General features: G+C 44.9%; 23 protein-coding genes, 1 tRNA gene, 1 rRNA gene and 1 riboswitch. Of the genes, 14 read left to right on the forward strand and 11 right to left on the reverse strand.

Features of this window, described 5'->3' with window-relative positions; genetic code table 11:
- Positions 1-80 precede the first annotated feature (80 nt).
- The gene (locus tag DYA43_RS14820) at positions 81-920 is read left to right on the forward strand and encodes a mechanosensitive ion channel family protein (protein ID WP_000400157.1); all 840 of its coding nucleotides are present in this window, start codon (positions 81-83) and stop codon (positions 918-920) included.
- A gap of 468 nt (positions 921-1,388) precedes the next feature.
- Here DYA43_RS14820 and DYA43_RS14825 read toward each other — a convergent pair whose 3' ends face one another.
- Positions 1,389-2,567 carry an MFS transporter gene (locus DYA43_RS14825; protein WP_001127567.1) on the reverse strand — a complete coding sequence of 393 codons (1,179 nt, stop codon included), beginning with the start codon at positions 2,565-2,567 and terminating at the stop codon, positions 1,389-1,391.
- Between the two features lie 112 nt (positions 2,568-2,679).
- Complete coding sequence (locus tag DYA43_RS14830; RefSeq protein ID WP_061057247.1) at positions 2,680-3,600, reverse strand: LysR family transcriptional regulator; 921 nt, start codon at positions 3,598-3,600, stop codon at positions 2,680-2,682.
- A gap of 236 nt (positions 3,601-3,836) precedes the next feature.
- On the opposite strand from DYA43_RS14830, the gene DYA43_RS14835 reads away from it, so the two are divergent.
- The 3 genes from DYA43_RS14835 to DYA43_RS14845 all read left to right on the forward strand — a co-directional run bounded on the left by DYA43_RS14835 (position 3,837) and on the right by DYA43_RS14845 (position 9,235).
- On the forward strand, positions 3,837-5,354 hold the full coding sequence (locus tag DYA43_RS14835; RefSeq protein WP_061057109.1) for an EAL domain-containing protein: 1,518 nt from the start codon (positions 3,837-3,839) through the stop codon (positions 5,352-5,354).
- 141 nt (positions 5,355-5,495) lie between these two features.
- Complete coding sequence (locus tag DYA43_RS14840) at positions 5,496-7,487, forward strand: ATP-dependent nuclease (RefSeq protein ID WP_061057110.1); 1,992 nt, start codon at positions 5,496-5,498, stop codon at positions 7,485-7,487.
- A complete protein-coding gene (locus tag DYA43_RS14845; protein WP_061057111.1) occupies positions 7,484-9,235 on the forward strand; it encodes a UvrD-helicase domain-containing protein in 1,752 nt (583 codons plus the stop codon). Before DYA43_RS14840 ends, DYA43_RS14845 begins: the two co-directional genes overlap by 4 nt.
- A 346-nt stretch (positions 9,236-9,581) precedes the next feature.
- On the opposite strand, the gene DYA43_RS14850 is transcribed toward DYA43_RS14845, so the two are convergent.
- The 7 genes from DYA43_RS14850 to radC all read right to left on the reverse strand — a co-directional run bounded on the left by DYA43_RS14850 (position 9,582) and on the right by radC (position 12,711).
- On the reverse strand, positions 9,582-9,809 hold the full coding sequence (locus DYA43_RS14850) for a hypothetical protein (RefSeq protein WP_061057112.1): 228 nt from the start codon (positions 9,807-9,809) through the stop codon (positions 9,582-9,584).
- A 47-nt stretch (positions 9,810-9,856) separates the two neighbouring features.
- On the reverse strand, positions 9,857-10,225 hold the full coding sequence (locus DYA43_RS14855) for a hypothetical protein (protein WP_061057113.1): 369 nt from the start codon (positions 10,223-10,225) through the stop codon (positions 9,857-9,859).
- Positions 10,226-10,255: 30 nt separating this feature from the next.
- Positions 10,256-10,990, reverse strand: coding sequence for a WYL domain-containing protein (locus DYA43_RS14860; RefSeq protein ID WP_061057114.1), 735 nt, complete (start codon positions 10,988-10,990; stop codon positions 10,256-10,258).
- A 138-nt stretch (positions 10,991-11,128) separates the two neighbouring features.
- Complete coding sequence (locus DYA43_RS14865; RefSeq protein ID WP_001914530.1) at positions 11,129-11,305, reverse strand: hypothetical protein; 177 nt, start codon at positions 11,303-11,305, stop codon at positions 11,129-11,131.
- Positions 11,306-11,308: 3 nt separating this feature from the next.
- Complete coding sequence (locus tag DYA43_RS14870; RefSeq protein WP_055467186.1) at positions 11,309-11,752, reverse strand: DUF2787 domain-containing protein; 444 nt, start codon at positions 11,750-11,752, stop codon at positions 11,309-11,311.
- Between the two features lie 51 nt (positions 11,753-11,803).
- Positions 11,804-12,241, reverse strand: coding sequence for a DUF2787 domain-containing protein (locus tag DYA43_RS14875; protein WP_061057115.1), 438 nt, complete (start codon positions 12,239-12,241; stop codon positions 11,804-11,806).
- Positions 12,238-12,711, reverse strand: a complete 474-nt coding sequence (gene radC, locus DYA43_RS14880; protein WP_061057116.1) for a RadC family protein — start codon at positions 12,709-12,711, stop codon at positions 12,238-12,240. The genes DYA43_RS14875 and radC overlap by 4 nt, the downstream gene beginning before the upstream one ends.
- Before the next feature lie 216 nt (positions 12,712-12,927).
- Here radC and DYA43_RS22965 point away from each other — a divergent pair, with 216 nt between their 5' ends.
- The 5 genes from DYA43_RS22965 to DYA43_RS14900 all read left to right on the forward strand — a co-directional run bounded on the left by DYA43_RS22965 (position 12,928) and on the right by DYA43_RS14900 (position 17,397).
- On the forward strand, positions 12,928-13,065 hold the full coding sequence (locus DYA43_RS22965; protein WP_155724448.1) for a hypothetical protein: 138 nt from the start codon (positions 12,928-12,930) through the stop codon (positions 13,063-13,065).
- A gap of 65 nt (positions 13,066-13,130) precedes the next feature.
- Complete coding sequence (locus tag DYA43_RS14885) at positions 13,131-14,768, forward strand: RNA-directed DNA polymerase (RefSeq protein ID WP_061057117.1); 1,638 nt, start codon at positions 13,131-13,133, stop codon at positions 14,766-14,768.
- A 26-nt stretch (positions 14,769-14,794) separates the two neighbouring features.
- Positions 14,795-15,502 carry a hypothetical protein gene (locus DYA43_RS14890; protein WP_123946169.1) on the forward strand — a complete coding sequence of 236 codons (708 nt, stop codon included), beginning with the start codon at positions 14,795-14,797 and terminating at the stop codon, positions 15,500-15,502.
- Positions 15,503-15,721: 219 nt separating this feature from the next.
- Positions 15,722-16,189: a Panacea domain-containing protein gene (locus tag DYA43_RS14895; protein ID WP_000649312.1), complete on the forward strand. Its 468-nt coding sequence runs from the start codon at positions 15,722-15,724 to the stop codon at positions 16,187-16,189.
- Positions 16,186-17,397 carry a RelA/SpoT domain-containing protein gene (locus tag DYA43_RS14900; protein ID WP_001280596.1) on the forward strand — a complete coding sequence of 404 codons (1,212 nt, stop codon included), beginning with the start codon at positions 16,186-16,188 and terminating at the stop codon, positions 17,395-17,397. Before DYA43_RS14895 ends, DYA43_RS14900 begins: the two co-directional genes overlap by 4 nt.
- Before the next feature lie 245 nt (positions 17,398-17,642).
- On the opposite strand, the gene trmA is transcribed toward DYA43_RS14900, so the two are convergent.
- The gene (gene trmA / locus DYA43_RS14905) at positions 17,643-18,752 is read right to left on the reverse strand and encodes a tRNA (uridine(54)-C5)-methyltransferase TrmA (RefSeq protein WP_061057248.1); all 1,110 of its coding nucleotides are present in this window, start codon (positions 18,750-18,752) and stop codon (positions 17,643-17,645) included.
- Positions 18,753-18,902: 150 nt separating this feature from the next.
- Positions 18,903-19,101, forward strand: a riboswitch (cobalamin riboswitch).
- A gap of 48 nt (positions 19,102-19,149) precedes the next feature.
- Between trmA and DYA43_RS14910 the strand changes: the two genes are divergently transcribed.
- The 3 genes from DYA43_RS14910 to murI all read left to right on the forward strand — a co-directional run bounded on the left by DYA43_RS14910 (position 19,150) and on the right by murI (position 22,565).
- The gene (locus DYA43_RS14910; protein ID WP_061057119.1) at positions 19,150-20,973 is read left to right on the forward strand and encodes a TonB-dependent receptor domain-containing protein; all 1,824 of its coding nucleotides are present in this window, start codon (positions 19,150-19,152) and stop codon (positions 20,971-20,973) included.
- A gap of 43 nt (positions 20,974-21,016) precedes the next feature.
- Positions 21,017-21,691 (forward strand): Dph6-related ATP pyrophosphatase, encoded by a 675-nt coding sequence (locus DYA43_RS14915; protein WP_061057120.1) that lies wholly within the window; start codon positions 21,017-21,019, stop codon positions 21,689-21,691.
- A gap of 73 nt (positions 21,692-21,764) precedes the next feature.
- Positions 21,765-22,565, forward strand: a complete 801-nt coding sequence (gene murI / locus DYA43_RS14920; protein ID WP_024373766.1) for a glutamate racemase — start codon at positions 21,765-21,767, stop codon at positions 22,563-22,565.
- On the opposite strand, the gene DYA43_RS14925 is transcribed toward murI, so the two are convergent.
- Positions 22,528-22,989 carry an RNA recognition motif domain-containing protein gene (locus DYA43_RS14925; RefSeq protein WP_024373767.1) on the reverse strand — a complete coding sequence of 154 codons (462 nt, stop codon included), beginning with the start codon at positions 22,987-22,989 and terminating at the stop codon, positions 22,528-22,530. The two genes, murI and DYA43_RS14925, sit on opposite strands and share 38 nt — an antisense overlap.
- A gap of 537 nt (positions 22,990-23,526) precedes the next feature.
- Here DYA43_RS14925 and DYA43_RS14930 point away from each other — a divergent pair.
- Both DYA43_RS14930 and DYA43_RS14935 read left to right on the forward strand, forming a co-directional pair.
- Positions 23,527-25,079 (forward strand): 16S ribosomal RNA (locus DYA43_RS14930).
- Positions 25,080-25,179: 100 nt separating this feature from the next.
- Positions 25,180-25,255, forward strand: a tRNA-Glu gene (locus DYA43_RS14935).
- Positions 25,256-25,463 lie beyond the last annotated feature (208 nt).

Below are 25,463 nucleotides of genomic sequence, written 5' to 3' on the forward strand. Positions count from 1 at the left end.
ACACAAATACTGAACGGTGAACTTATTGAGTCACGTAGTAACCATTATCAATCCGTACAAAAAGAGATAGAGGAGTAACCATGGAACATATCACGGGTTTTTACGATACGCATCAGGCGCTTATTATGCAGATCTTGCAAAATGCGCTCTTGACGATTTTTATTTTTATCTTGGCTTCTGTGATATCTAAGCTCGTCAATCGCGGAGTATTTAAAGCGACAGAGAAAGTCAGCGGTGGGGATGAAATTATCGCTCGCTTGCTTTCTCAAGTGGCTTCGTATGCGGTTTATTTAGTCGCGTTGGTCATCGTTTTAGACCTCTTTGGTGTGAATACCGCCAGCTTGGTTGCCTTAGTCGGTGCTGCGGGTTTAGCTATTGGCCTTGCTCTGAAAGACACACTGAGCAACATCGCCGCAGGTATCATGATTTTATTTCTGAAGCCGATCAAAAAAGGCGAGTTCGTTGAATTCGGAAGCTACTCTGGTAGCGTGGTCGATATTGGCCTATTCACTTCTGTGTTCGAGACGGCGGATGGCCTCTACATTTCCAGCCCGAACAGTGCCGTTTGGAATTCAACTATCCGTAATTTTAGCCGAAACAACAAACGTCGAATGGATATCACGGTTGGCATCTCTTATCAGGATTCAGTCGAGGTCGGATTGAATGTGCTTAAAGAACTGGCATTATCTCAGCCACACATTCTTAAAGATCCTGAGCCTCAAGTGATCGTCCACATGCTGGCTGATAGCTCCGTGAACCTCCAACTTCGCGCCTGGTGCCCAACAGATAAATACTGGGAAACCTATTGGTCAGTGCAGAAGCAAGTGAAGCCGAATATCGAATCGGCTGGGTTAACCATTCCTTTCCCACAGAGAGATTTGAACATGAAGTGGCTTGATAAAGAATCGTCCAAACATTAACCAATGCATAAGTCGAGGAAGTTACGATGTTATTTGTAACTTCCTCTGATTGGAGATTTCGTTTCTAGATCTCGCCATTTCTGTCCACCATTTTTTGACCTGCGCCAGAAGTTTTGGGCGAAGAGTTAAGGTTCTTTTCCATACTTTAGGTAATTCATTAAATGCTAATTTTCTAGTTCCCGAACCTCACTTTTGTCCAAAAGCGTGTTTGGGTAGATTTCTCTCCCCTGTGATTTCTCTCCTCTTTTCAACATGAGGTATTGTGATAATACATCGCAATGAACACGTTATTAAGGTGCTGTATCTTATGTGATGACAAATGATGGGCTTGGCTACTCAGTGCCACCTCACAGTTCGTTTTCAATAGACTGGTTTCTCATTGTTCTCACACATCGGCTTATTGGATACTGTTGTGAAAGAGTGATGGATAGCCCATTAGAAAGGGAGCCGAAGCCCCCTTGCATCAAATCAGTTTGTTGAAGAGATGGGTTGCCCTTGTTCTGCTTTGTCCGTTAATCCGGATATGATGGCGAGTACCAACGCACCTGCGGAAAGTAGACCTCCCGCCCAGTTAGGGGATTGAAGTCCAAAACCGGCAGCAATGACCAGCCCACCAAACCAGGCTCCGACTGCGTTACCCAGGTTAAAAACACCAATGTTAACTGCTGAAGCCAAGGTCGATGCGCCTGCTGCTTTGGCTTTATCCATGACAAGCTTTTGAATTGGAGAGACGGTTGAGAAGCCAAATGCGGCCATTAGGAAAATACAAATGACTGACATGATTTGGCTATGAACGGCATAGTTGAAGACAAATAGGACTATCGCCTGAGCGCCTAACGTAATGTAAAGCATCGGCATTAGCGCCTTGTCTGCGTATTTACCGCCAAGATGGTTGCCGACAAACAAGCCCAATCCAAACACCAACATTAACCAAGTGACGTTAGAACTGCTAAAGCCAGCTATCTCCGTCATCATAGGAGCAATGTAAGTGATGGATGTAAAAAATGCGCCGGGACCTAAAACGGTGATACCCATAGCCAACAGCACATTGATGTTACCAAAGGCTTTAATCTCTTTAGAGAACTGTTGATCTTTAGCCGAGGGTTGATGAGGAATAAGTCGCCAAACGCTCAGTACGGTCATGACACCGACGATAGCAACAAGGCCAAAGGTCAGACGCCAGGTTAGGTGTTCACCAATCCAAGTTCCGACCGGAACGCCAATCAGGTTAGCAACCGTTAATCCCATAAACATAAATGCAATGGCTTGAATTCGCTTTGATGGCGCAACCATATCTGCGGCAATAATAGAACCGATACCAAAGAACACGCCATGTGCGAGTGAGGTGACAATACGGCCAAGTATGGCAACACCGAAACTTGGTGCGAATGCCGTGATCAAGTTGCCGATAATGAACAAGACCATGACGAAAATAAGCATGGCCTTACGCGGTATTTTTGAGCCAAAGATGATAAGTGCAGGTGCGCCAAAAAAGACGCCCAATGCGTAAGAGGTGGCTAAGTAACCTGCGATGGGAATGGTTATTTGGAACTCTTCGGCTATCGCAGGCAACAAACCTGCGATGACAAACTCGGTCGTACCAATACCAAAGGCACCGATAGCCAAAGCCCAGAGTGCTAGTGGCATAATTTTCTCCTCAATATAATTTGATTAATCATTGGTAGAAATGAGTTTAATCGTAAATTATGAGTCGATAAATGCATGCCAAGTACACTTAATGTAGAGTTGAATTCTACCTTTAGCCGAAATAGCCCTCTCTGGCTTTTTGGACTAACTCATCAACGAGCAAGCGAACCCTCGGCACTAAGTGCTTACTGCACGGCCACAGAATATGTAGAGCAACAGGGGCAGGTGAACTCTCGGGGAGGATAGAAGTAAGACTGCCTGAATCTATGTGCTCTCTTACCATACTTTCGGGAAGTTGAACGATCCCCATATTACCCAAGCATGCTTTTAACAAGGCATCGCCATCACCGATGTGATGAGGTTTATCCGAGATGTATTGGATAGTTTTTCCTTCCTCATTTTTAAGTTTCCATGCCAATGGTGCGCGACTTCGATAGCCCATAATACAGTGATGGTTTGCCAGATCATCAATGTGTGTTGGTGTTCCATATTGTTCAAGATACTCAGGGGTGGCACACAAATACAGGTGTTGGTCACTTAGACAGCGAGATTTCAATTCATTCGTGCTTTTGAGCTCACTGAATCTCAAAACCAGATCTAAACCTTCTTCTACTGGATCAACCAGACGGTCATTGAACGACATCTCAAATCGGATCTCAGGGTATCGTTGAGAGAAGTTTGTCAGAATGGGCATCATCAGGTGGCGGCCAAAAAAAGCGGGCATATCAATACGGATGACCCCCGAAGGGTTATCTTGGCGTCGGCTTAGGGAGTTTTCGGCTGAATCGAGGATCTCTAGCGCCGTTGTACAACTGTTGAGATAAGCTTCACCATCACCTGTCAGGCTAAGCTTCCTCGTTGAGCGATGGAAAAGTTTGGTGCCCAAGCGTTCCTCCAACCTGGCGATACTTTTCCCAACGGCGGATTTCGTGATCCCCAGTTTTTCACTGGCTTCAGTGAAACTAGAAGAATTGGCAGCAACGACAAAGTTTGTAATGCCACGTAGAGATTCATCTGAATTAAATGTAGACATTGAGTTGACCATTTAGATATTCATGCAGTTATTATTGACTCTGAGTACTCAATTGTATAGCGATAGATCCATTTGACTGATTGTCCGAGTTTGGGGCTTTGGAATGGGTTGGTGGTGGATGATACGTGCTACAGGCTGTATGATGTTCGATATATTATCTTCTATAATGAGTTCATATAGGGTAAGGAAAACAACTTTATGAAAAACAGAGTAAAGTTGTTGGCAAAGGGTATTATGTGACGTTGAACAATAAAAGCCCATTTAGAAGGCTTAAACTCTTCCATAGCTGCTATCTATTTATCGGTTTGGTACTCCTCACCTATGGCGTTTTGTTTTTTCAGTCAGTTCAAAACTATAAGTCAGAAACCAGATCTAGACTGAGCTTGTCTCTGGAGGTTCTCGATGGGCAATTTCAAGCAGCGACAGAGGCGGTCGACAATGTGCTCAGGCACATCACAGGGGATTGCTCCGCAGACGTTAATGCATTAGGCAATACGATAATCGCGGTTCCTAGCATTCAAAGTCTCAATGTGGTTAAACAGGGCACGGTTGTGTGCTCAACTTTTGAACCCAACATTGGAGGCGTCCTTCCGTCTACCACGTTTATCAATTTCAATGTCATCACTTCAAACATCGTTGTGCCAGGGAAAACTATCGTTGTTATCAAGTCGGGTAATGATGACCTTGCTGTCGCCGCGTCACTTCATGGGTTCATCTTATTTGGTGTTGTCAAAATTCTGGAAATGGAAACCCCTTTTCATATCAACACCAATACGGGTTGGGTTAATGAGAAGGGGCAGCTAGTCGCCACTGAAAACCCTGATACCTTGTACATTGAGTCGGGAGCTTTTCCGTATTCCATCAGCACCAGGTATGACTATCAGAAGATGTTTTTATACTTCTTGAAGTCAGATGTTTGGTCACTACTGATCTTGTTACTTTTTTCTTCTGCAATCAGTGCGTTCTATTTCTTCTATGATTCAAAAAGAGAGGTAGTACAAGCATTAAGCAAGGGATTAAAAAAAGGGGAATTTGAGCCCTATGCCCAAGGGGTGACCGATTCAAACGGTGTTCTAACGGGTTGTGAAATACTCATGCGTTGGAACTACAAATCGTCGTTGATTCGTCCAGATGACTTTATCCCGATTGCTGAAAAATCCGGACTGATAGTGCCAATGAGTATCCAGCTTATAGATAAAACCTATGAGTTTTTCCTTAAACACTATTACGCGGTATCGCCCGAGTTTCATGTTGCATTCAACATTAGCCCCATTCAACTGACCAAGCCTCATGCGCAAGGATTACTTAACTCCGTGGCTAAGTTTCGACAGTGTTCGAAGTTAAAATTCATTAAGGTCGTGTTGGAGTTAACCGAAAGACAAATTGTCTCTTACACCCCTGAAACGCTTGCAACCATACGTAAGTTGCATGATATGGGCATTATTGTCGTTATCGATGATTTTGGCACAGGGTATTCTTCGCTTGAGAACATACTGGAGCTCAACATTGGTGGTTTGAAAATCGATAAGCGTTTTGTGGACAGATATCCGAGTGATGAGCTCAGTGCGAGTCTGATTGATAATATGGTGGACCTAGCAAACCGTTTGAAAGTCCATGTGGTGGCTGAAGGCGTGGAGACAAAAGAACAAGCCGAGGCTTTAAGACTTAAAGGTGTTCAGTATTTACAGGGCTATCTCTTCTACAAGCCATTGAGCTTAGACAATTTTGTTGGGGCTCTAAAAGCTGTTCATTGATACTGTTAAATTGTTTTTGCTCCATTAAGTGATTTAGTAACGTGACTTTAGGCTCACTCTGAAACGCGACGATTGACCCAATTTTAGTAATGCTACAAAGTGCTTATTAATATCGGATAAAATTTGAGTCAGGGATGAAAAGTGAAAATAAAAAACGTACGAATTAAAAACTATCGTCTGCTCAAAGATGTGTCATTTTCGATTGATGAAAAAACAACCATTATTGTTGGGCGTAACAATACTGGGAAAACTTCATTTGCTGAGGCTTTTCGCAGTTTTCTGAATCATGCCGGTCCCAAGGTGCGTTATGAGGATTTCAATCAATCTTGTCTGACAGGTTTCGAAGATGCACTGAATGCTCTTCAAGGCGGTGCTGAAGATGATGTTGTGAGGCCGATGCTTCCAACAATCGAGCTAGAGTTACTCATTAATTATCAAGATAATGCAGATGAATATGGCGTCCTTGGCGATTTTATTATCGATTTTGATGACCAATTATTTGAAACAATTATCCTGATTTCTTATCAATTAAAAGATGGCAAGATCAGCGATTTTTTTAGTGGGCTCGATAGCGCCAACAGAAAGCAATATTTCTCGGATCTTAGAGCGAGGATAGAGCATTACTACGAGGCTACCGTTTACGCGGTCGAGCCGACAAACCAGAGCAATAGCGCTAGGCTTGAGTTTGCGTCATTTAAAAAATTACTGCTGTCAGGGCTTATAAATGCGCAACGCGGTTTAGATGACGAAACGCACAATGAACGTGATGTGCTTGGTAAATCGTTAGGTAATATTTTCAAAAGTGCGAGCAGCGTTGGAGCGCCTGAAGCTTTTAAGGCGCAATCAGCTGAGATCAATACAGTCGTCGAAGAATTGCAGGAAATCGTTGATACTGATTTTCAACAGAGAGTTCAAGCGTTATTGCCTACCTTGAATATTTTTGGATATCCGGGCTTGAATGATCCCAATTTAAGCGCTGCAACCGAACTCAATGTGAAATCACTGCTGGAAAGTCATACCCGAGTTTACTATCAACGAGATGACCATTTTACATTGCCTGAAACCTATAACGGGCTGGGAATGCGGAATCTAATATTTATCCTCTTCCGAATTTATGAATATTTCCGTGAGTTTCAAAGCCATCAAACGCCACCGAAAGGACATGTAATTTTCATAGAAGAACCCGAAGCTCATCTTCATCCGCAAATGCAGGAAGTATTTATTCGACAACTTGAACAAATCGTCGAACAGTTCCAGCGCGAGCTGAATGGTCAACAGGTGTGGCCTGTACAATTTATCGTGAGTACTCATTCCTCGCATATTGCCAACGAAGCTGATTTTAGCAAGGTTCGTTATTTTCTATCCAAAAATGGAAATGAGACCAAAGTTAAGGATCTGGGCGTTGCTTTCCAAAGTGCCGAAGCAGCGGGCGACAAAGAGTTTTTGCATAAATACCTGACGCTCACAAAATGCGACCTGTATTTTGCAGACCGAGCGATCCTCGTTGAAGGGGCGACTGAAAGGATATTGTTGCCTCAAATGATTAAAAAAGTTGACGCAGCTTTAGGGACTAACTTAAGACAGAAATACCTGTCAGTCGTCGAAATTGGTGGCGCTTATGCACACCACTTCTACAAATTCATAGATTTTCTTGAGCTTAAAACCCTCTTTATTACTGACTTAGACGCAGTTGACTCAAAACAACATCATGCCGCTGTAATGGTGAGCCAGGGGGATAGATCGAGTAACGTAGGAATTTCGAAATGGTTTGGCGAGGAGGGGTATTCTGACTTAGCCACTATTAGAGCTAAAGATTCAGATTCTAAAATTCTCGGATGTCGGCGACTTGCTTTTCAGGTAGATGAAGATGTTAGTGGTTTATGTGGCCGCAGCTTTGAAGATGCATTTATCTTGGTTAATAGCCAGTTATTCCAGCTAAATAACTTAACTGGTTCCGCACTTGAGAACGCTGTTTATGACAAGGCAAAAGATATCGGCAAAAAGAGCAAAGCTGATTTTGCTATTGAATATTGTATAAGTAATACGGATTGGCTCGTCCCCAAGTATATCCAAGAAGGGTGCGCATGGTTAGACGAAGACCCAACAGTTGCTGTTGAAGGAGTGCAATCATGACTGCATTGAACCCCGCAGCACAGGCGTCGGTAGAGACACTTGAAAGCTTGAGAGGTTGTATTGACCAAGGACAATGTTTCAGACTGGAAGCTGGGGCTGGAGCAGGTAAAACATATTCGTTAATTGAGTCGCTCAAGTATCTAATTTCTTTACGAGCGAATGAGTTGGCCATCTCAGGAAAACAGGTTGCATGCATCACTTACACAAACGTGGCGAAAGATGAGATCAAGGCAAGAACCGATAATAATCCAGTCATTTTTGCGGATACGATTCATGCGTTCATTTGGAGTATTTTGCAAAACTACCAGGAGCAGTTGAGACAACTTATTCCTACGCTGGGAGAAAAGTGGCAAGAGAGAATTGCAGAATCGGCGGGAATTAGTCATCAAACTGTTAAGTACGATATAGGTTATGCGTCGATTAAAGAGCATGAAATTTCTCTGCATCATGACGATGTAGTCGCGTTAATGGCTCGCATGTTGGCCTTTCCCAAATTCCAGAAATTACTGAAAAGTAAATTCCCAATTATCTTTATCGATGAATATCAAGACACTGATAGCGCACTTGCCGAAAGTATCGTGCAAAACCTGATTGATAATGATTCGGGAGTTGTGGTTGGCCTTTTTGGTGATCACTGGCAAAAAATTTACGGCTCGTCAGCCTGTGGGTTGATCCAGAGCCCTGCAGGAAAAATCATCGAGATTGGCAAACGAGCCAATTTCCGTTCTGATAAAAACATCGTTGAATGCCTGAATCGCATGCGCCCGGAATTACCTCAAGCCGAATCCGACCCAAGCTCTGTTGGAGGTATAAAGGTCTACCATTCAAATGATTGGCAAGGTGCACGTCAAACTGGTGCACATTGGAAAGATGATCTTTCTGAGGAAGAAACTAGACGATTTATCCAGCAAACCAAATCATTAATGGTTGAACATGGTTGGGATATGTCGTTATCTAAAACCAAAATATTGTTTCTGACGAATAACTTGATAGCTACCGAACAGAAATTTAAGACTTTGGCTGATTGTTTCAAATATTCAGAAGACTATCTGAAAAAAAATGACAAATACATTGAGTTCTTTGTTGATACTGTCGAGTTAACGGCGCTAGCTTTCCAACAACGTAAGTATGGTGAATTGCTTCAGATTAAAAAGAAAAACCGCTCCTACTTAACGTCGCAAGCTGACAAAACTGCTTGGATTGAGAATTTAGAAAAGTTAATGCGACTTAGAGACACATCTACAATCGGTGATGTTTTAGACCTGTTGATAATTACTAGTATGCCGAGAGTACCGGCAAAAGTCGCAGATTCTGAAGTCCGCTATCAGACACTATCTGCCCGTGACCAAAATTCATTGGAGCCAGATGAATTGAGTTTCGTCGACAAAATTAGGCGTCTTCGCGCTGTGTCTTACTCTGAAGTCATAAATTTGGCCGAGTACATAAATGATAAAACCCCGTTTTCAACCAAGCATGGAGTAAAAGGTGCCCAGTTTGATAATGTACTAGTAGTCTGCGGTCGTGGCTGGAATCACTACAACTGGGATCAAATGCTTGAATGGATAGATGACGGTGTCCCAAAAGGAAGATACGAGACTTTTGAACGAAATAGAAACTTGTTTTATGTCAGCTGTTCTCGGGCGAAACATAACCTCACGCTCCTCTTTACGCAGCACCTCTCTGATAAATCACTTACTGCCCTTGGTAAAATCTTTGGGAACGAAAATATCAAAGGCAGCCCATTTTAGTTTTGAAATAAATTAAACAAGATTTGAGTGTCGTGGTCAGGCGTATAGCGAGCTTTTTGATGTCTATACATCAATTGGCGAAATTGAACTGGCTGAGTCTTCATTCGGTGAAGAAAGTGAAATACCATATGAACCAATTTCACCACACATACAAAGTGTTTAATGATTCAAGATACTTTCTATTATCTGAACGGATGCCACTAAGTCATTTTCGCTTAGAAGCTTTTGTCCAAAAATGAGTTTAGAAGGCTGACTTATTGATTGTGCAGCTTGTGTGTATAGAAGCAAAAAAAAGAATGGGGAGCGTAATTGCTCCCCATTGTCATTTTTACCGCTGCTGGTGGCGTTACTTTTCTTTGACTGTTTCACAGCCGTCAGGAACAGTAATGGTCGCTACGTCCTTACCTTTCTGTTGCGCCTCTTTCACATCCATTTTGTATTGAGTGCATTTGCCCACACTGACGTTGACGGCTCCCGAATCTGCGGATGGGTTGCCGCCTAGTGTTCCACCAGCAAAGGCTGAAGAGGTAGAGAAAACTAACGCTGTAGTGATAAGTAGAGATGACTTGTTCATAGTTGATCCTTACGAGTTGTTTTAGTGTGTTATTGAGGGATAGAGAGTTAGAAGGTGTAAACAAAGGTACCTGCACTGGAGGTGACTTCGATTTCTTTCACGTTGTCGACGGTGCAGTTGTTGCTGTATCCGGTGTAGGTTTGGCCGAAGTTTAATGAAACGTTTCTTGATAGCTCTGAGGTCGTGCCTGCGGGTAATCGGCAGTTGCCTCGGTTAACCACCACATTGCTAATTACGGTGTTGTCAGTGATGGCTTGTAGGTCAAAGGCCAATGTTCCCCAGTGAGGGTTAGCTGATATCGACACTTCAATATCTGCTGTTGCTGCTTGAGCCTCTTTTTGGTCTCCACAAGCGGTGAGTCCGATAAACAGCACGTTCATAGCGGCGTATCGGAGTAGGGTGTTGATTAATGTCATAACGGTGCTCTCCTTATCGGTGAGTGAAATTCAGGACGCACTGATTCCATCGTGTTCACGCATGAACCGCTCAAGATTGAAATCAGTCGGATAGGTAAAAGAAAACGTCGATACACTGGCCTCATCAATCAAAGGCAAAGCTAGGGTGCGTATCGTGTGTTGACCGGTTAATCGAAAGAGCAGCAAGAGCGCGTCACACTGAACCGAGAGTCCCAGTGGCTCAATGAGCGCCTTCTCTTGCTGCAATACTTGGCTAGATATCTTGAGCATACGGTTGTGCAGTAATGCCGTGTGTACCGCATTCAACACTTGCCGTTGCTCGTCACTCCACTCGCGAATAGTGGGCAATGCCACATGTACTTTTGCTAACCATTCTTGCTCTTTTGAATGTGCTGAACCCTTGTGTGGCAAGGGTTTGTCTCTCTCCGAGGAGGACCCTTGCCCATAATTCAGTGCATCAGGAACAAGCGGCAGTAAGTACTTGTTGGTCAGTTGCCAATAGAGCATTTCCTGCTTGTTGAGCTTCAGTAATTGCTCTGAGGTTTTGCGATAAACATGGGGCATGCTCATCGAATCACACTCCACGTTAAACACTTCGACAATGATGTCATCGAGGTAGCGTTTAATGCTGCGCGTGGTGCGGTGGATATCGAGTAGGGCTAACTGCTGCTGCAACTCCCTAACGGTGATCCATCGATGTTGAGGAATAAGCATCAGCGTGTGCAGCAAAGCGGATAACCCTTCAATGCTGGTTTTATTGCTCATGACTACGCTCTCAATACATCAAAGCTCCACACCGGAGTCGGACATTTAATGTCGGGAGAATAGAGGTGGGTCAGACACATAATGTCCAACGGTGAAAACAGCATCAATCGGCATCACCAAAGCGTGAGCCGATTAACATTAACGAGGCTTATGCTTATCACTGAGCTCGGCAATCGCTACCAATAACCCAATCAACAGCACCACCAGAAACCCTAAAGTGGATAGGGCTCCAATAGCGCCGAAAAACGGGGAGAGTGAAAACAGCGTAATGAGGGCGGTGACAAGTTTGATGATTTGTAGAAGAAGGGAAGTCATGAGTTATTGCGGGGTGACGGCTATCTCGTTGTAAGCGTCCGTATCGACATAGGCAAGAAAGTTATTCTCCCATAGCCGATACAGCTCTTTGGCATCACGGCTACCTTGCATCGGTAGCCAGCCACGATAGGCCATAAAGAACTGCCCAACCCGAAAATCGAAATCCAAGTTGCGCTCTAGCTCTGGATAGTAGTTACCCATATAAGCAAAGTCGGTGATGTACTCAATGCTCCATTCCCCTGTTGAAGTTTGGCAAATCGCCATCTCAACCGGATGGAAGCCTCCTTCCTCCGCGCTGTAACTTTTATCGCGAAAATTAAACACTAGATAACGGCTGGTGGTCAGTGCTTCATTACTCAGCAAATGAGCGGTGAACTGTTCACTTAGCAGCTTATGCAGTTTCTTGGACACAGGTAGTGATGATGCTGTGAAGGTTAATTTGGACATAGTGAGTCCTCCTTGTTTCAGGATTCAAATAAGAAATGAGAGAGTGAGAATTTAGTGGAACGTACCGACCATTGTCAGTTGCACGTTATCAAAGACGTTTCTAGAAAGGTGGCGAGCAAAGGCTTTCATCCATACTGAGAGCAGTTCTTGTACCTCTGGGTGGGATAAATCCGTGCTCCCCACATCGGGTTGATAGCACCAACGATTAGCAAGGTGAAAGTACAACTCAGGCTCAACGGTTGTACTGTTGTCATCGGGATAAGAGAAGCTGGCAAAGAACACCACCAGCCAAGGGCTAGAGGCTGACTCACGTTTAAGTTGCACCTCAATGGGATGTAAACCTTGTCGATGTCGGTAGTAACTCATTTGGCGGCAGTTCAGCACGAGTCGTTCCGCATTGTCCAAGATGTCGTATCTATTCAGAAGTGCTTCCAATGACGTATGTAGCGCATCATCAATAGAAAGCTCACCATAATGTTGCTCAATCATAACCACCCCCTTTCAGCAAATGAGGTGCAGGTATCGCCTGTCACGATATGGTCGAGAACTCGTACATCCACCAGCGCTAAAGCATCTTTGAGTCTTTCGGTTATGCGTCTGTCTGCTTGAGATGGCGTTGAGTCTCCAGATGGATGGTTATGGGCGAATATCACCGCTGCGGCATTGACTTCCAAGACTGCTTTCACCACTTCTCGCGGGTAGACACTGGCCGCATCCACTGTTCCATGAAACAGCTCTTTAAATTCAATCAGTCGGTTTTGGTTATCTAGTAGCAATAAGGCAAACACTTCACGCTCATAGCTGCCTAGCTTACAGCGCACATACTCTTTGGTGGCATCAGGGTTTGTGAGGGCATCACCACGCACGTAGCGCGTAGCCAGTATCTCAGCGGCATGCTCTAGGATTTCATTTTCCTGATAGCGTTGCTGCTTTTGGTAATCGGGTGTTTTGGGATTCATTTCGGGCTCCTGTCGGAATCAATGATGGGGTTTCACATTGATGACATATGCCTGAAGATTTTTGGGTTGAGGGGGACTTAGCTATGTGAACTGAAGACATCTGTACGGTTTTACGAGGAAGTGTGATTATTCTCATGTCTAATGACTCAATATCAACCGGAGTGAATATAAAATCATGTAAACTGCATCTAGGTTTTAGTTGGCATAGGAACACGAATGGTTTCGTCAAATTTTGAATTTTCACGAGGTGTAAATGATAGCGATGATCTCTTTAATAAACAGCTAGAGCTTGTTGGACAAGCTTATGATGAAGCCGAAGCTACTAACAAACGTACCTCGAAAGTAAAAAGATAACTTCTTATTGAGTACGCCTTTGTGCGTACTCTTTTTTTTTATCAATAACCAGAATAGGTAGTGAAATGTCAAAAGAAGTGACTTTAGAACATTTTACCAAGGCTGCTAGAGAGGTTGGAGCTCACGGCGATAATGACACCCTCCCTTTTGATCTTGATAACAGGTTTATTTCGGATTGCCATGTAGATATTGCACGGGTTGCTTACGATCTTTTTCAAACCTTAGAGAAGGGTGGAAAAAAGAGTGCTAGGCAGACAATTGACTCTCTTTCCATTTTTCATGAGAGACTACTTGTACCAAGCGGGACGAGTGGCTTTCGGATTACAACTAAGATCCACCCGTTTTGGAACGTATACATAAATGGTCTTGCAATTGCCATTTCTGAAAAACTAGCCCCTCTTAGACACGACAGAGCGCATTCATATCGGCATTCAGATGAAGAGAGTAGATTATTTTTGCAAGAGCATTCTTGGTACTCATACAAGTCAACAACGCTCGATGAAGAATTATTGACAGATGATAAATCAGTTGTAGTTCAAACAGATGTATCTGGTTTCTATGAGCATATTTACCATCATCGCTTGGAAAATCTAATAGGTGACCTTTTCTCAGAGCACTCTACGGTTTCTACTCAGTTAGACAGAATACTTAATCAAATGAGCTCGGGAAGATCGTTTGGACTTCCTGTTGGGGGGCAGTGTTCGCGTGTACTGGCTGAAGTGCTAATGCATGCAATTGATGAGTTACTTACATCATCAGGCATAGTCTGGCACCGTTATGTTGATGATTATACTTTGATCGCCAGCAGCCAATCGGATGCTTACAAATCACTATCCTCATTGTCTAGATATCTTGCAGATTATGGGTTGTCTCTTAATCGCACTAAGACAACTTTTTTAAGTGCACTGCACTATAAGAATTTTGTTACGGCACAACTTAGTTCTGATGATGAGCAAGCTGGTAAGCTCAAAGAAATTGATTTGTATTTTGACCCTTACACTGATGACCCTCACGCAGAGTATGAAGAGCTAAAACAGGCAGTAAATGAGATTGATGTAGTAAACCTTTTACAAGCAGAGACGTTTAAGAGTCAGCCTGATTCATACTTGGTCGCTCAAATAAGCCGAACTTTGGAATTTCAGAGTCCTCAAGCAGCAGCGCAGCTTTGTCAAACCTTGTTGAAACCTAAAAACTTGAATGCATTTAGAGCATCGTGGTCAAAAATAATGAGGGGGATTTCGAAAATAAGGTCGGATGAAAATTTTGGTTCTATACATGCAACAATAGACTTTAGCTTGGACCGTGTTATCGATAGTTGTGAACATTTATTACTGCCAGAAGCCAATTGCTTACATTTCATGAGGGCTATTAGATTTAAAGAAACGCCCAAACGAGCTGTTTTTGTACAGGAACGATTTAACAATTCAGAGTTTGTCACAGTTAAACGAGCTAGTGTGGATTGTTGGCGACATTGGAAAAGCAGATCGCGGTTCTTATCAGCGAGTAACAGATACGATACTAGCCATGAGGAATTGCAACGAATGTTCTGGCTGGCGTCATACAAATTTGGGGAAGAGGGGAATCACTTTAGAGGCAGGGTAAAGAAAAAAATTGAACACTCTTGGGCCTTAGGGTTTGAGAGCGAAGTTTCAAATTCATTCGCTGAACTTTATAAGGGGTGGTCCGCATCATGCGATTCCTAAGGCTTCCATTTACAGATCCCCGAACAGTGGCTAGAGACATTCCTGGAATTTGCGAAATTCTATTCCCGGGTTTGGTTCCCGGTATAGTAGCGGGGTTAAACCAAACATGGTTGGAACTTGAGAATATAGAGGCAGTTTCAGAGGCCGAACTCTGCAAGATGAGTTTAAGTCCGGCTATGCTTTATGAGATAGCTTGTGCTAGAGCCGAGTTTTTACTCCGAGGAGAGGAACTTATTGAGGATGATTATCTAGATGTGGCCTTAAAAAGGCAGTCACGCTTTTTTGATGCTCAAACTCCTAGTCAGCTAACTGATGAAGACAGAGAATTAATTCAATTAGTTGCAAGTAATTTGGTGTTGGGGCTAGGCGAACTGTCAAAGGGAAAAGAGATCATTATTTCCCCATCTATTGCTGGATTGGAGTGGATATCTTCTAGCCAAGGAGACTTTTGTTTTGATGATTGCTTGGTGGAAGTGAAATGCACGAACAAGAATTTTTCAGCGGGTGATTACCGTCAAACTCTTCTCTACTGGCTTCTAAACTTCACGTATTCATTGTCTAATCCTGAGATGATAGCTTGGAGATATGGTGTAATTTTTAATCCTAGGAAAAACAAGTATGTGAAAGTGAATTTTGAGGATTTACACCGTTTAGTCGCTGGTGGGAGAAATGTGATTGAAACGGTAGAGTTGCTTCAAAATACAATATTGTCAGCCAGAGCTAAGCTAATTTAATTTTATTGGGTAGCCTTGGTGAACAGGTGCGTAGTGTATGGTTTGTAGTGCGTTAGTATCTATGGAGGTGGGTTATTCACATGAATATGTTGCTAAATTTTGCGAACGAGCATCTAACTGTGAATAAAATTACTGTCTTTAAATACAGCAATGGTTTACACTTTTTACGTTGCATCGACTGGATTATGTAAACTATTTAGACGAAATTGGAATAAGAAGATGAAAGCATATCACACATACAGTGCTGTAGACGTTGCATGGAGCTTGCTTAAGCATGCGAAAGAGCAAGGTAAATGCTTCTCCAATTTGCAGCTACAAAAACTTACCTATGTTTGCCACGGTTTATCATTGGCACACTTCCAGCGTCCTCTTGTTGTGGATGACGTATTTGCTTGGAAATTTGGTCCCGTAGTTCCTTCTGTCTATTTTCGCTTTAAATCGTATGGCAGTAACGTGATCACCGAACAATGTGATGTGGTGTTAGATCATGAAAGTGAATCTATTGTCAAAGATGTAGTATCACAACTGGGGCATTTAACCGGCCCGCAGCTTGTAGATCTGACTCACCGTGAGGGTAGTCCATGGCATCAAGTATGGGATGGCACACATCAAAAAGTGATCCCTGACCATTTGATTCAAGCTCATTACACTCAGATCAAACAATCAGGGCGAACAGCTAGCCTGTGAGTGATAAAGAAAAACGTGTCGTCAGTTTTCAAATTGACGACACTCCCACCGCCGAACAGGCATCAAAAAACTTCCAAGACGACTATGAGCTGTGCTTCCAAGATTTTCTTGAAAGAACGGTTGATGAAAGTGCCGCTGAAGATTTCTCATACTCCAATAACGGAGTTAAGAAAGCAGGGCGACGACTACGCAAGAAAGAAGGCGATCTTAAATCCGCGACTGCGACCATCCAGCAGTTTCGCGCAGCCCATGAAAAACCACTGAATACTATCGCCTACCTTGTTGGTCGATGTTGTCGAGAGCTTGGGATAGATGTTAAACCAGTGACACGACTGAAGCGTTTAGAAACCATAGTAGATAAGCTACAGCGTAAATCTCTTGATGGTGAAACTACGAATGCGACCTGTGTAACCAATATGAACGATATTGGTGGTTGTCGGGCAATTTTCCCTGATCTTGAATCGTTGGAGAAAGCAAAAGAGCGCCTGCAAGTTACCGTAGAAAAAGTAGGTCGAATTAAGATTAAGGACATTGATGACTACATCACTAATCCTAAACCTAATGACTGCGGATACCGAAGTTTGCATGTTATATATCGTTATGACCATGCCAGCGGTAAAAGTTTTAATATAGAAGCTCAGCTACGTACTCGTCTTCAGCATCTTTGGGCGACAACAGTAGAAATCGTCGATATTTTGGAAGGTACTAAGATTAAGACGCATTCCCATAGCCCAGATGAAGACAAAGAGAAGTTGCAGGTTCAGTGGGAAGAGCTACTTTCCATCATGAGTCAGTATATTGCTGACGCCGAAGGTGCAATAGAGTTAAGCAATGACAATAGGACTCAGTTTTCAAATAGACTGATTGAATTGAATCGTGAAATCAATGCATTGAGTCGATTGAGAAGCTTTAAAATCTTATCTGAAAAAGTTGAAGGTTGTCGTGATGGCTCAATAGAACATGTTCTGTTAGTTATTGACGAAACTTCGTTAGAAATGATTTTTAGTGAAGAGTTTGAGAATTATACCCAAGCTATCTCGGTTTACAACGCAGCTGAGAAAATGACTCGTAGTCATGCGAGATTAAACACCCTTCTTATATCTACGAAAAATATGGGGCAACTATCAGAAGCATACCCCAACTATCTAGGTGACTGTGCTTCATTCATCACTCTGCTTGAAGACGCTATGCAATCGGGCCAGAATTAAAATATATCCTGTCTTTTTATTCGCGATAGCTGTATTGCCTCATATCACAATTGGTCGAACGTACTGGTTTTTGCCTTCAATGAAGGGGAAAGCTAATTTTTTTGTTTTAGGCTGAAAATCTTTATCAAACTTACAACTAGATGACAAAGAACTTTATGTTATGGCGTGAAGTCGGTTTTTAATGTTGCCGTACCCCACGCCGTACCCAGATTGATTTTTATTGAATGTGAAACCCGTCAAATACTTTACTTAATGCGCTCTAGAAGCACACCCGCTTCCATGTGGTGGGTGTAAGGGAATTGGTCGAACAGTGCAAAACGGGTCACATTGTGGGTTTCGCACAAGACATCCAAGTTCTCTTTTAGTGTTTCCGGGTTACACGAGATGTAAAGAATACGCTCGTAACCTTGCACCATCTTACAGGTGTCGATATCCATACCTGAGCGCGGTGGATCGACAAAAATAGTGTTGCAGTTGTAGCTCTTCAGATCTACGCCCGCATCTTTCAGGCGGTTAAACTCACGTTTGCCTTCCATTGCCTGAGTAAACTCTTCTGCTGACATACGGATGATCTGTACGTTGTCGATATGGTTCGCGGCAATGTTGTATTGCGCTGATTCTACAGAAGGCTTGGCCAGTTCGGTGGCCAGTACACGCTCAAAGTTTTGTGCCAGAGCCAGAGAGAAGTTGCCGTTACCACAGTACAGCTCCAGCAAGTCACCTTTACTTTCCTGGGTGCAGTCGACGGCCCATTCCAGCATTTTTTCCGCCACTTTACCGTTGGGCTGGGTAAAGCTGTTTTCAACTTGCTGATAAATGTACGGCTGGCCGTTCACGTGCAGTTTTTCCACCACGTAATCGCGATCCAGCACGATTTTCATTTTGCGTGCGCGGCCAATCAGGTTGAGGTTGAAGCCCTCATCATTCAGGCGCTGTTTGAGTTTCTTCGCAGCCGCGGTCCACGCGTCATCCAACTGGCGGTGGTAAAGCAGCGATACCAGCACTTCACCGCTCAGCGACGAAAGGAAATCGACCTGGAACAGTTTACGACGCAGCGTGTCATCGCCTTTCATGGCATCCATCAGCAGAGGCATCAGATCATTGATCAAACGGCTTGCCGCCGGGAACTGATCGACACGGTACTTTTCGCGGGTTTCCGGGTTGAACATGATGTAGTACATGTCTTCGCCTTCATGCCACACGCGGAACTCAGCGCGCATACGGTAGTGTTGCTGCGGCGACTCAAACACTTCCAGCTCCGGTACCTGATAGGCCTGGAACATGTCGGTCAGGCGAGTGACCTTGTCGTCCAGCTGAGCTTGGTAGTGGTTCGGGTTTACGTCGAGAGTCGCCATGGTTTTACCTTTTGGGTGCATTCAAATAAAGAGCGCAGATTTTATTCAATCCCTCGCGCTTGTCCAGTTTTGTCCCTGAATTGGTGAAAATCGCGTCTGTAAAACTATAGCTTATGCCAATCTGAGCTAGACAATTCATTAATTGCTCAATACTATCAGCGCCAAGCTGGTGTGATTTAGCTACCTAGATGGCTAAATGACTGAAAAGGGAATCTGGTGAGAATCCAGAACTGACGCGCAGCGGTAAGAGAGAACGAACACTCAGGTGACACTGCAATGTGCGGGAAGTCGAGTTAGTAGGTGACAGTGCTCTCAAGTCCGAAGACCTGCCAGCAACTGAGCGAAGAAGCGGCAAGAAGCCATGCTCAGTCGGATTAACGCGATTTAGGACAATATAATGAATAAATCCCTTCTAGCGGTGGCAGTGGCGTCGCTGCTTCCTTACGCCTCTTTTTCATTCGCTCAGGACACATCCGCAGACGAAACCGTTGTGGTGACTGCGAACCGTTTTGAGCAAAAGCAAGCTTCTGTTTTATCTGCAACTACGGTGATTAGCCGTCAGGAAATCGAACAGTACCAAGCTAACTCGCTCACGGAAGTGCTGCGCCGAGTTCCGGGTGTCGAAATTGCCCAGAATGGTGGCCGTGGTCACAACGCGTCAGTGTTTATGCGCGGTACCAACAGCGATCATGTACTGGTGCTGGTTGATGGTGTGCGTATTGACTCTGCAGCCGGTGGTGTGGCGATTAACCATTTTCCGCTAGGTTTGGTTGAACGCTTAGAAGTGATCCGTGGTCCCGGCGCGGCTATGTATGGCTCCGATGCAGTAGGTGGTGTGATCAACATTATTACCCGCTCTCATCGTGGCAATAATCTTAAGCAAGTGACAGCTGGCATTGGTAGCAACCAGACCCGTAAAGGTGATGTGGTTGCTAAGGCGGATGTGAATGAGCAAGGCCATCTGCAACTGGCGGCTGGTTTTGAGAAAACCGACGGTTACGATATCAAAAGCACACAGACGGGTGTCGATTACGGTTATGAAAGCCAGAATCTGATGGGTGGTTACGAGCATCGCTTTAATGACAACTGGCTGGGTTATGTGTCGGCCAGCTGGTTTGACAGTGATGTGGAGTACAACTCATCAGGCAGTGTGTACCATGGTTTTTCTGATAACCAGAGTTTTACGGGTCAACTGAACTATGAAGGCGCGAAACTAAAGAGCCTCGTTACCCTCAACTACCAACAAACAGAGAATCTGGACTACAGCCAGAGTGAAGGTAAGGATAACGCCAGCACCCGTGCCAATATCGATCTGACCCAGATTCAATGGGCCAACATCTATCAATTGAATGAGTACGTTGAGTTGGGCGGTGGTGTTGATGGGCGCCGTGAATCTCTTGGTGATGATGCACTGAGCTACGGTTCTGCTCATTCGTTGGCGGGAGAGAGCCGTGACACGAAAGGCATCTTCGGTTCAGGCAAGCTAACCATCAGCGATTGGGTACTTGAAGCTAATGTTCGTCATGACAAGCATGATAAGTATGATGAACATACGACCTGGTCTGTTGCCGCAGGCTATCAGCTTGGTGAGTATCACCGTGTGCGAGCGTCGTACGGTACGGCTTATAAAGCGCCGAGCTATAGCGACCTGACGACCACCCCAGATCTGGAAGCAGAAGAATCACGCAACATTGAAGTCGGTGTGTCAGGTGATTACTCATTCGCCCGTTGGAATATTTCTGCTTACGATAACAAAGTCGATAACCTGATTATTTGGTACGAAGGCAGCAGCGGTTGGTATTCAGACAACGTTGATGCCCGTATTAAAGGGCTGGAGATGGATGTTAACTTCGATACCGGTCCAATTAACCATACGCTCGTGGCTGAATTTAAAGATCATGAAGATGATAACGGTGTTCAATTGGCTCGCCGTGCGAAACAAAACTATAAGTGGATCACCTCAGCGCAATTTGGCGACGTTGAAGTCAACACCACTTACACCTTTACGGGTAAACGTCTGGATCTGCCAAAAACAGAGGCGACCGATGAGGATTACATTCCAGCCACTAATTTATGGGATGTCTCGGTGGGTTACTGGGTCAGTGACGCTTTTGTTGTGCGTACCCGAGTTGAAAACCTATTCAATGAACAGTATGAAACGGCAGTTGGGTATCGTTCGCCAGAAAGAGCGTACTACCTGAACGCGAGTTACCAGTTCTAACCTCAAGCCGCCTTCGGGCGGCTTTTGTTATCCAGAGGCAAAGATGAAAAAAGTGATTGTGAGCTGGTCATCCGGCAAAGACTCGACGCTGACACTGTTGCGATTGCAAGAAGACCCACGCTACGAAGTGGTGGGGTTGTACACCACGTATGTGGCTGATGAAGTGCCGTTTCAGGCCACGCCATTGAATGTGGTCGAGATGCAGGCCGAGGCACTCGGGTTACCCTTGGTCAAGATTGCATTACCCGAAGTGTTTCCCAGTAACCCGGTCTATCAATCTCTGATTGTTGACGGGATTAAGCGCTGTGGGCTGAGTGTGGAAGCTGTCGCGTTTGGCGACATGTTCTGTAACGGCATTGCCGAGTATCGCAAAAGCTACATTGAGCCAGCTGGCTGGGAATGCGTGTTGCCGTTACTGGGCGAAGACTCGTCTGCGCTGGCTCAGGAAATCGTAGCGCGCGGCATTGTAACGCTGGTGGTCACCACGGATGGTCAGGCGTTGGATGCATCCTATTGTGGGCAATGGTACAGCACTGAGTTTATCCAAAGCTTACCGGAGAATGTGGATCCCTGTGGTGAAGATGGTGAATTCCACACATTAGTGACATTTGCGCCTGGGTTCCGACAGCCTATTCAACTTACTTTGACGCATGTGCAACGTGGCGAGCGGTTTTGCCATCAACGTTATCAGGCATCGCTGGAGGAGATTGAGCAGTAGTTGCCTATTCACAAAGAGGGAGTATGATCGGAGCGTTTTCTTTTCCGACTGATGCTAACCATCGGGGTATTGCGTGTCTGAACATCCTCAATATAAAGCGCTTATTTTTGATTCCGGCGTGGGTGGGTTGTCTGTCTATCGAGAGATACAGGCGCGTCTGCCGCAAGTAAGTTACACCTACCTGTTTGATAACGCTGCCTATCCTTATGGCGAGTTGGCTCAGGAAACGTTACTGCAGCGCGTTGATATGCTGATCACACAGTTGGTGGCCGAGCAAGGGTTCGATATCGTCGTGATCGCCTGTAATACTGCCAGCACGGTTGTTCTGCCACGTCTGCGGGCGAAACTCTCTATTCCGGTGGTTGGTGTTGTGCCAGCGATAAAGCCAGCCTCCATGTTAGCCAGTAAAGCAGTTGGGCTTATCGCCACTCCTGCAACAATTACACGGCAGTATACGCATGATCTGATCCGCGATTTCTCTTCTGATAAAAATGTCGAACTGCTGGGCTCAACACGTCTGGTCGATATGGCGGAAGAAAAGCTGCGTGGTAAAGCCGTTGATATGGATGAATTGGCAAGTATCTTAAGTCCGCTTCGTCAGCAAATTGATGTCGCTGTACTTGGCTGCACCCATTTCCCTCTTATTAAAGAAGAAATTCAGGCGGTATTAGGCAAGGATGTCATGCTGGTGGATTCGGGAGAAGCGATTGCAAGGCGGGTACAAGATTTACTGCGTTTAGAGACAGGCTGTGCACAAGGACATCGACACAGCATTTTCTCCAGTGCGCCTCCCTGGGAGGAAGACGCACTGAATGAAAAGCTGGAACAACTAGGATTTAGTCCTGTTCGTCCATTCCCTCTTCAGGGTGCTTAGGATCATTCGCAATTCGTACCTTTAATGTACGCTGCATATAATCCTGCTCATTTAAAGCATCGATGGCCGCTTGTGCATGACCGGCGGCCATAACCACAAAACCAAACCCACGACGCTTACCCGTACGTTTATCCTTCATTAAGCGAACAGCAAACACATCACCATGTTCTGCGAACAGATCGCGCACATGGGATTCATTCGCCTTGTAAGGCAAGTTACCAACATACAGTGTTTTGGTTGCAGTCGAAGACTCGTCATGAGACTCCTTGGGTGAAGAAGTAGAAGTAAAAAGTTTAAAGATAATAGCTGCAGCCACTACACCAAGAACAAAACTCACCGAAGGATGAGTCGATACCTGAGAGAAAATAACAGCGCCCAGAATAACCAGCGCGATAATCCATAACATCGATTTATTAGAGTTCATATTGAAATACTACTTATCAGATAAAAATAAGATGCATGTCTACGATTAACAAAATAGACACATGAATCTTACGTATATGCTTGGTTTTTTTCCAACCAATTGCTGTGACCCCCCTCAAATGTTGGAATTTTATTCGATAAACAGCGATTTGCTGGCTTTTTAATCGAACGAAAAATTATTTGAAAAAAGTGCTTGTCATAATTCCAGACCTCCCTATAATGCCGCCTCACCGACACGGAGTGAGACAAACATCACAAAGTGGTTAGCGGTGAAGAGTTAAGAAAGTTTGAAAATAACTGTTGACTCTCAGAAATTTAAGCGTATTATACGCACCCCTAGCGACAGTGCTTTGAAAGCAAGGTCGATAGCGGAAAAGCTCTTTAACAATATAAACCTATCAATCTGTGTGGGCACTCGTTGATGATAATCGCAAAAGATTTATCAATGAACTGAGTGACCAATTTGATACTTCGGTATCGAGCACAGTCAATTCAACATTACATAGTAATGTTATCAGTATTCATTGAGCCAAAACTTTAATTGAAGAGTTTGATCATGGCTCAGATTGAACGCTGGCGGCAGGCCTAACACATGCAAGTCGAGCGGCAGCGACAACATTGAACCTTCGGGGGATTTGTTGGGCGGCGAGCGGCGGACGGGTGAGTAATGCCTGGGAAATTGCCCTGATGTGGGGGATAACCATTGGAAACGATGGCTAATACCGCATGATAGCTTCGGCTCAAAGAGGGGGACCTTCGGGCCTCTCGCGTCAGGATATGCCCAGGTGGGATTAGCTAGTTGGTGAGGTAAGGGCTCACCAAGGCGACGATCCCTAGCTGGTCTGAGAGGATGATCAGCCACACTGGAACTGAGACACGGTCCAGACTCCTACGGGAGGCAGCAGTGGGGAATATTGCACAATGGGCGCAAGCCTGATGCAGCCATGCCGCGTGTATGAAGAAGGCCTTCGGGTTGTAAAGTACTTTCAGCAGTGAGGAAGGAGGTATCGTTAATAGCGGTATCTTTTGACGTTAGCTGCAGAAGAAGCACCGGCTAACTCCGTGCCAGCAGCCGCGGTAATACGGAGGGTGCGAGCGTTAATCGGAATTACTGGGCGTAAAGCGCATGCAGGTGGTTTGTTAAGTCAGATGTGAAAGCCCGGGGCTCAACCTCGGAATTGCATTTGAAACTGGCAGGCTAGAGTACTGTAGAGGGGGGTAGAATTTCAGGTGTAGCGGTGAAATGCGTAGAGATCTGAAGGAATACCGGTGGCGAAGGCGGCCCCCTGGACAGATACTGACACTCAGATGCGAAAGCGTGGGGAGCAAACAGGATTAGATACCCTGGTAGTCCACGCCGTAAACGATGTCTACTTGGAGGTTGTGGCCTTGAGCCGTGGCTTTCGGAGCTAACGCGTTAAGTAGACCGCCTGGGGAGTACGGTCGCAAGATTAAAACTCAAATGAATTGACGGGGGCCCGCACAAGCGGTGGAGCATGTGGTTTAATTCGATGCAACGCGAAGAACCTTACCTACTCTTGACATCCAGAGAACTTAGCAGAGATGCTTTGGTGCCTTCGGGAACTCTGAGACAGGTGCTGCATGGCTGTCGTCAGCTCGTGTTGTGAAATGTTGGGTTAAGTCCCGCAACGAGCGCAACCCTTATCCTTGTTTGCCAGCGAGTAATGTCGGGAACTCCAGGGAGACTGCCGGTGATAAACCGGAGGAAGGTGGGGACGACGTCAAGTCATCATGGCCCTTACGAGTAGGGCTACACACGTGCTACAATGGCGCATACAGAGGGCGGCCAACTTGCGAAAGTGAGCGAATCCCAAAAAGTGCGTCGTAGTCCGGATTGGAGTCTGCAACTCGACTCCATGAAGTCGGAATCGCTAGTAATCGTGAATCAGAATGTCACGGTGAATACGTTCCCGGGCCTTGTACACACCGCCCGTCACACCATGGGAGTGGGCTGCAAAAGAAGCAGGTAGTTTAACCTTCGGGAGGACGCTTGCCACTTTGTGGTTCATGACTGGGGTGAAGTCGTAACAAGGTAGCGCTAGGGGAACCTGGCGCTGGATCACCTCCTTATACGAATGATTATTGCGATGAGTGTTCACACAGATTGATAGTGTTTAATAAAGTGAAGAGATTCGTACCTCTGCCCTTTAGTGCGGAGATACACTGCTGTGTCCCGTTCGTCTAGAGGCCTAGGACACCGCCCTTTCACGGCGGTAACAGGGGTTCGACTCCCCTACGGGATACCATCTTTAAAGGTTTTACCTTTAGAATCTTTAAAAATGGTTTCTTTCTGATACAGAAAGTGAATCTTGCTCTTTAACAATTTGGAAAGCTGACAAAACAACAATTTATTGTTGTTTGTAAAGTTCTCAATGTATTCCTGAATGGAATACACCAACAAACACATTCAAGTGTGCTTGGTATCGAAGCTTACTGATTCAGTAAGTCTTCAAA

The sequence above is a fragment of the Vibrio fluvialis genome (genome assembly GCF_900460245.1).
Classification (GTDB): domain Bacteria; phylum Pseudomonadota; class Gammaproteobacteria; order Enterobacterales; family Vibrionaceae; genus Vibrio; species Vibrio fluvialis.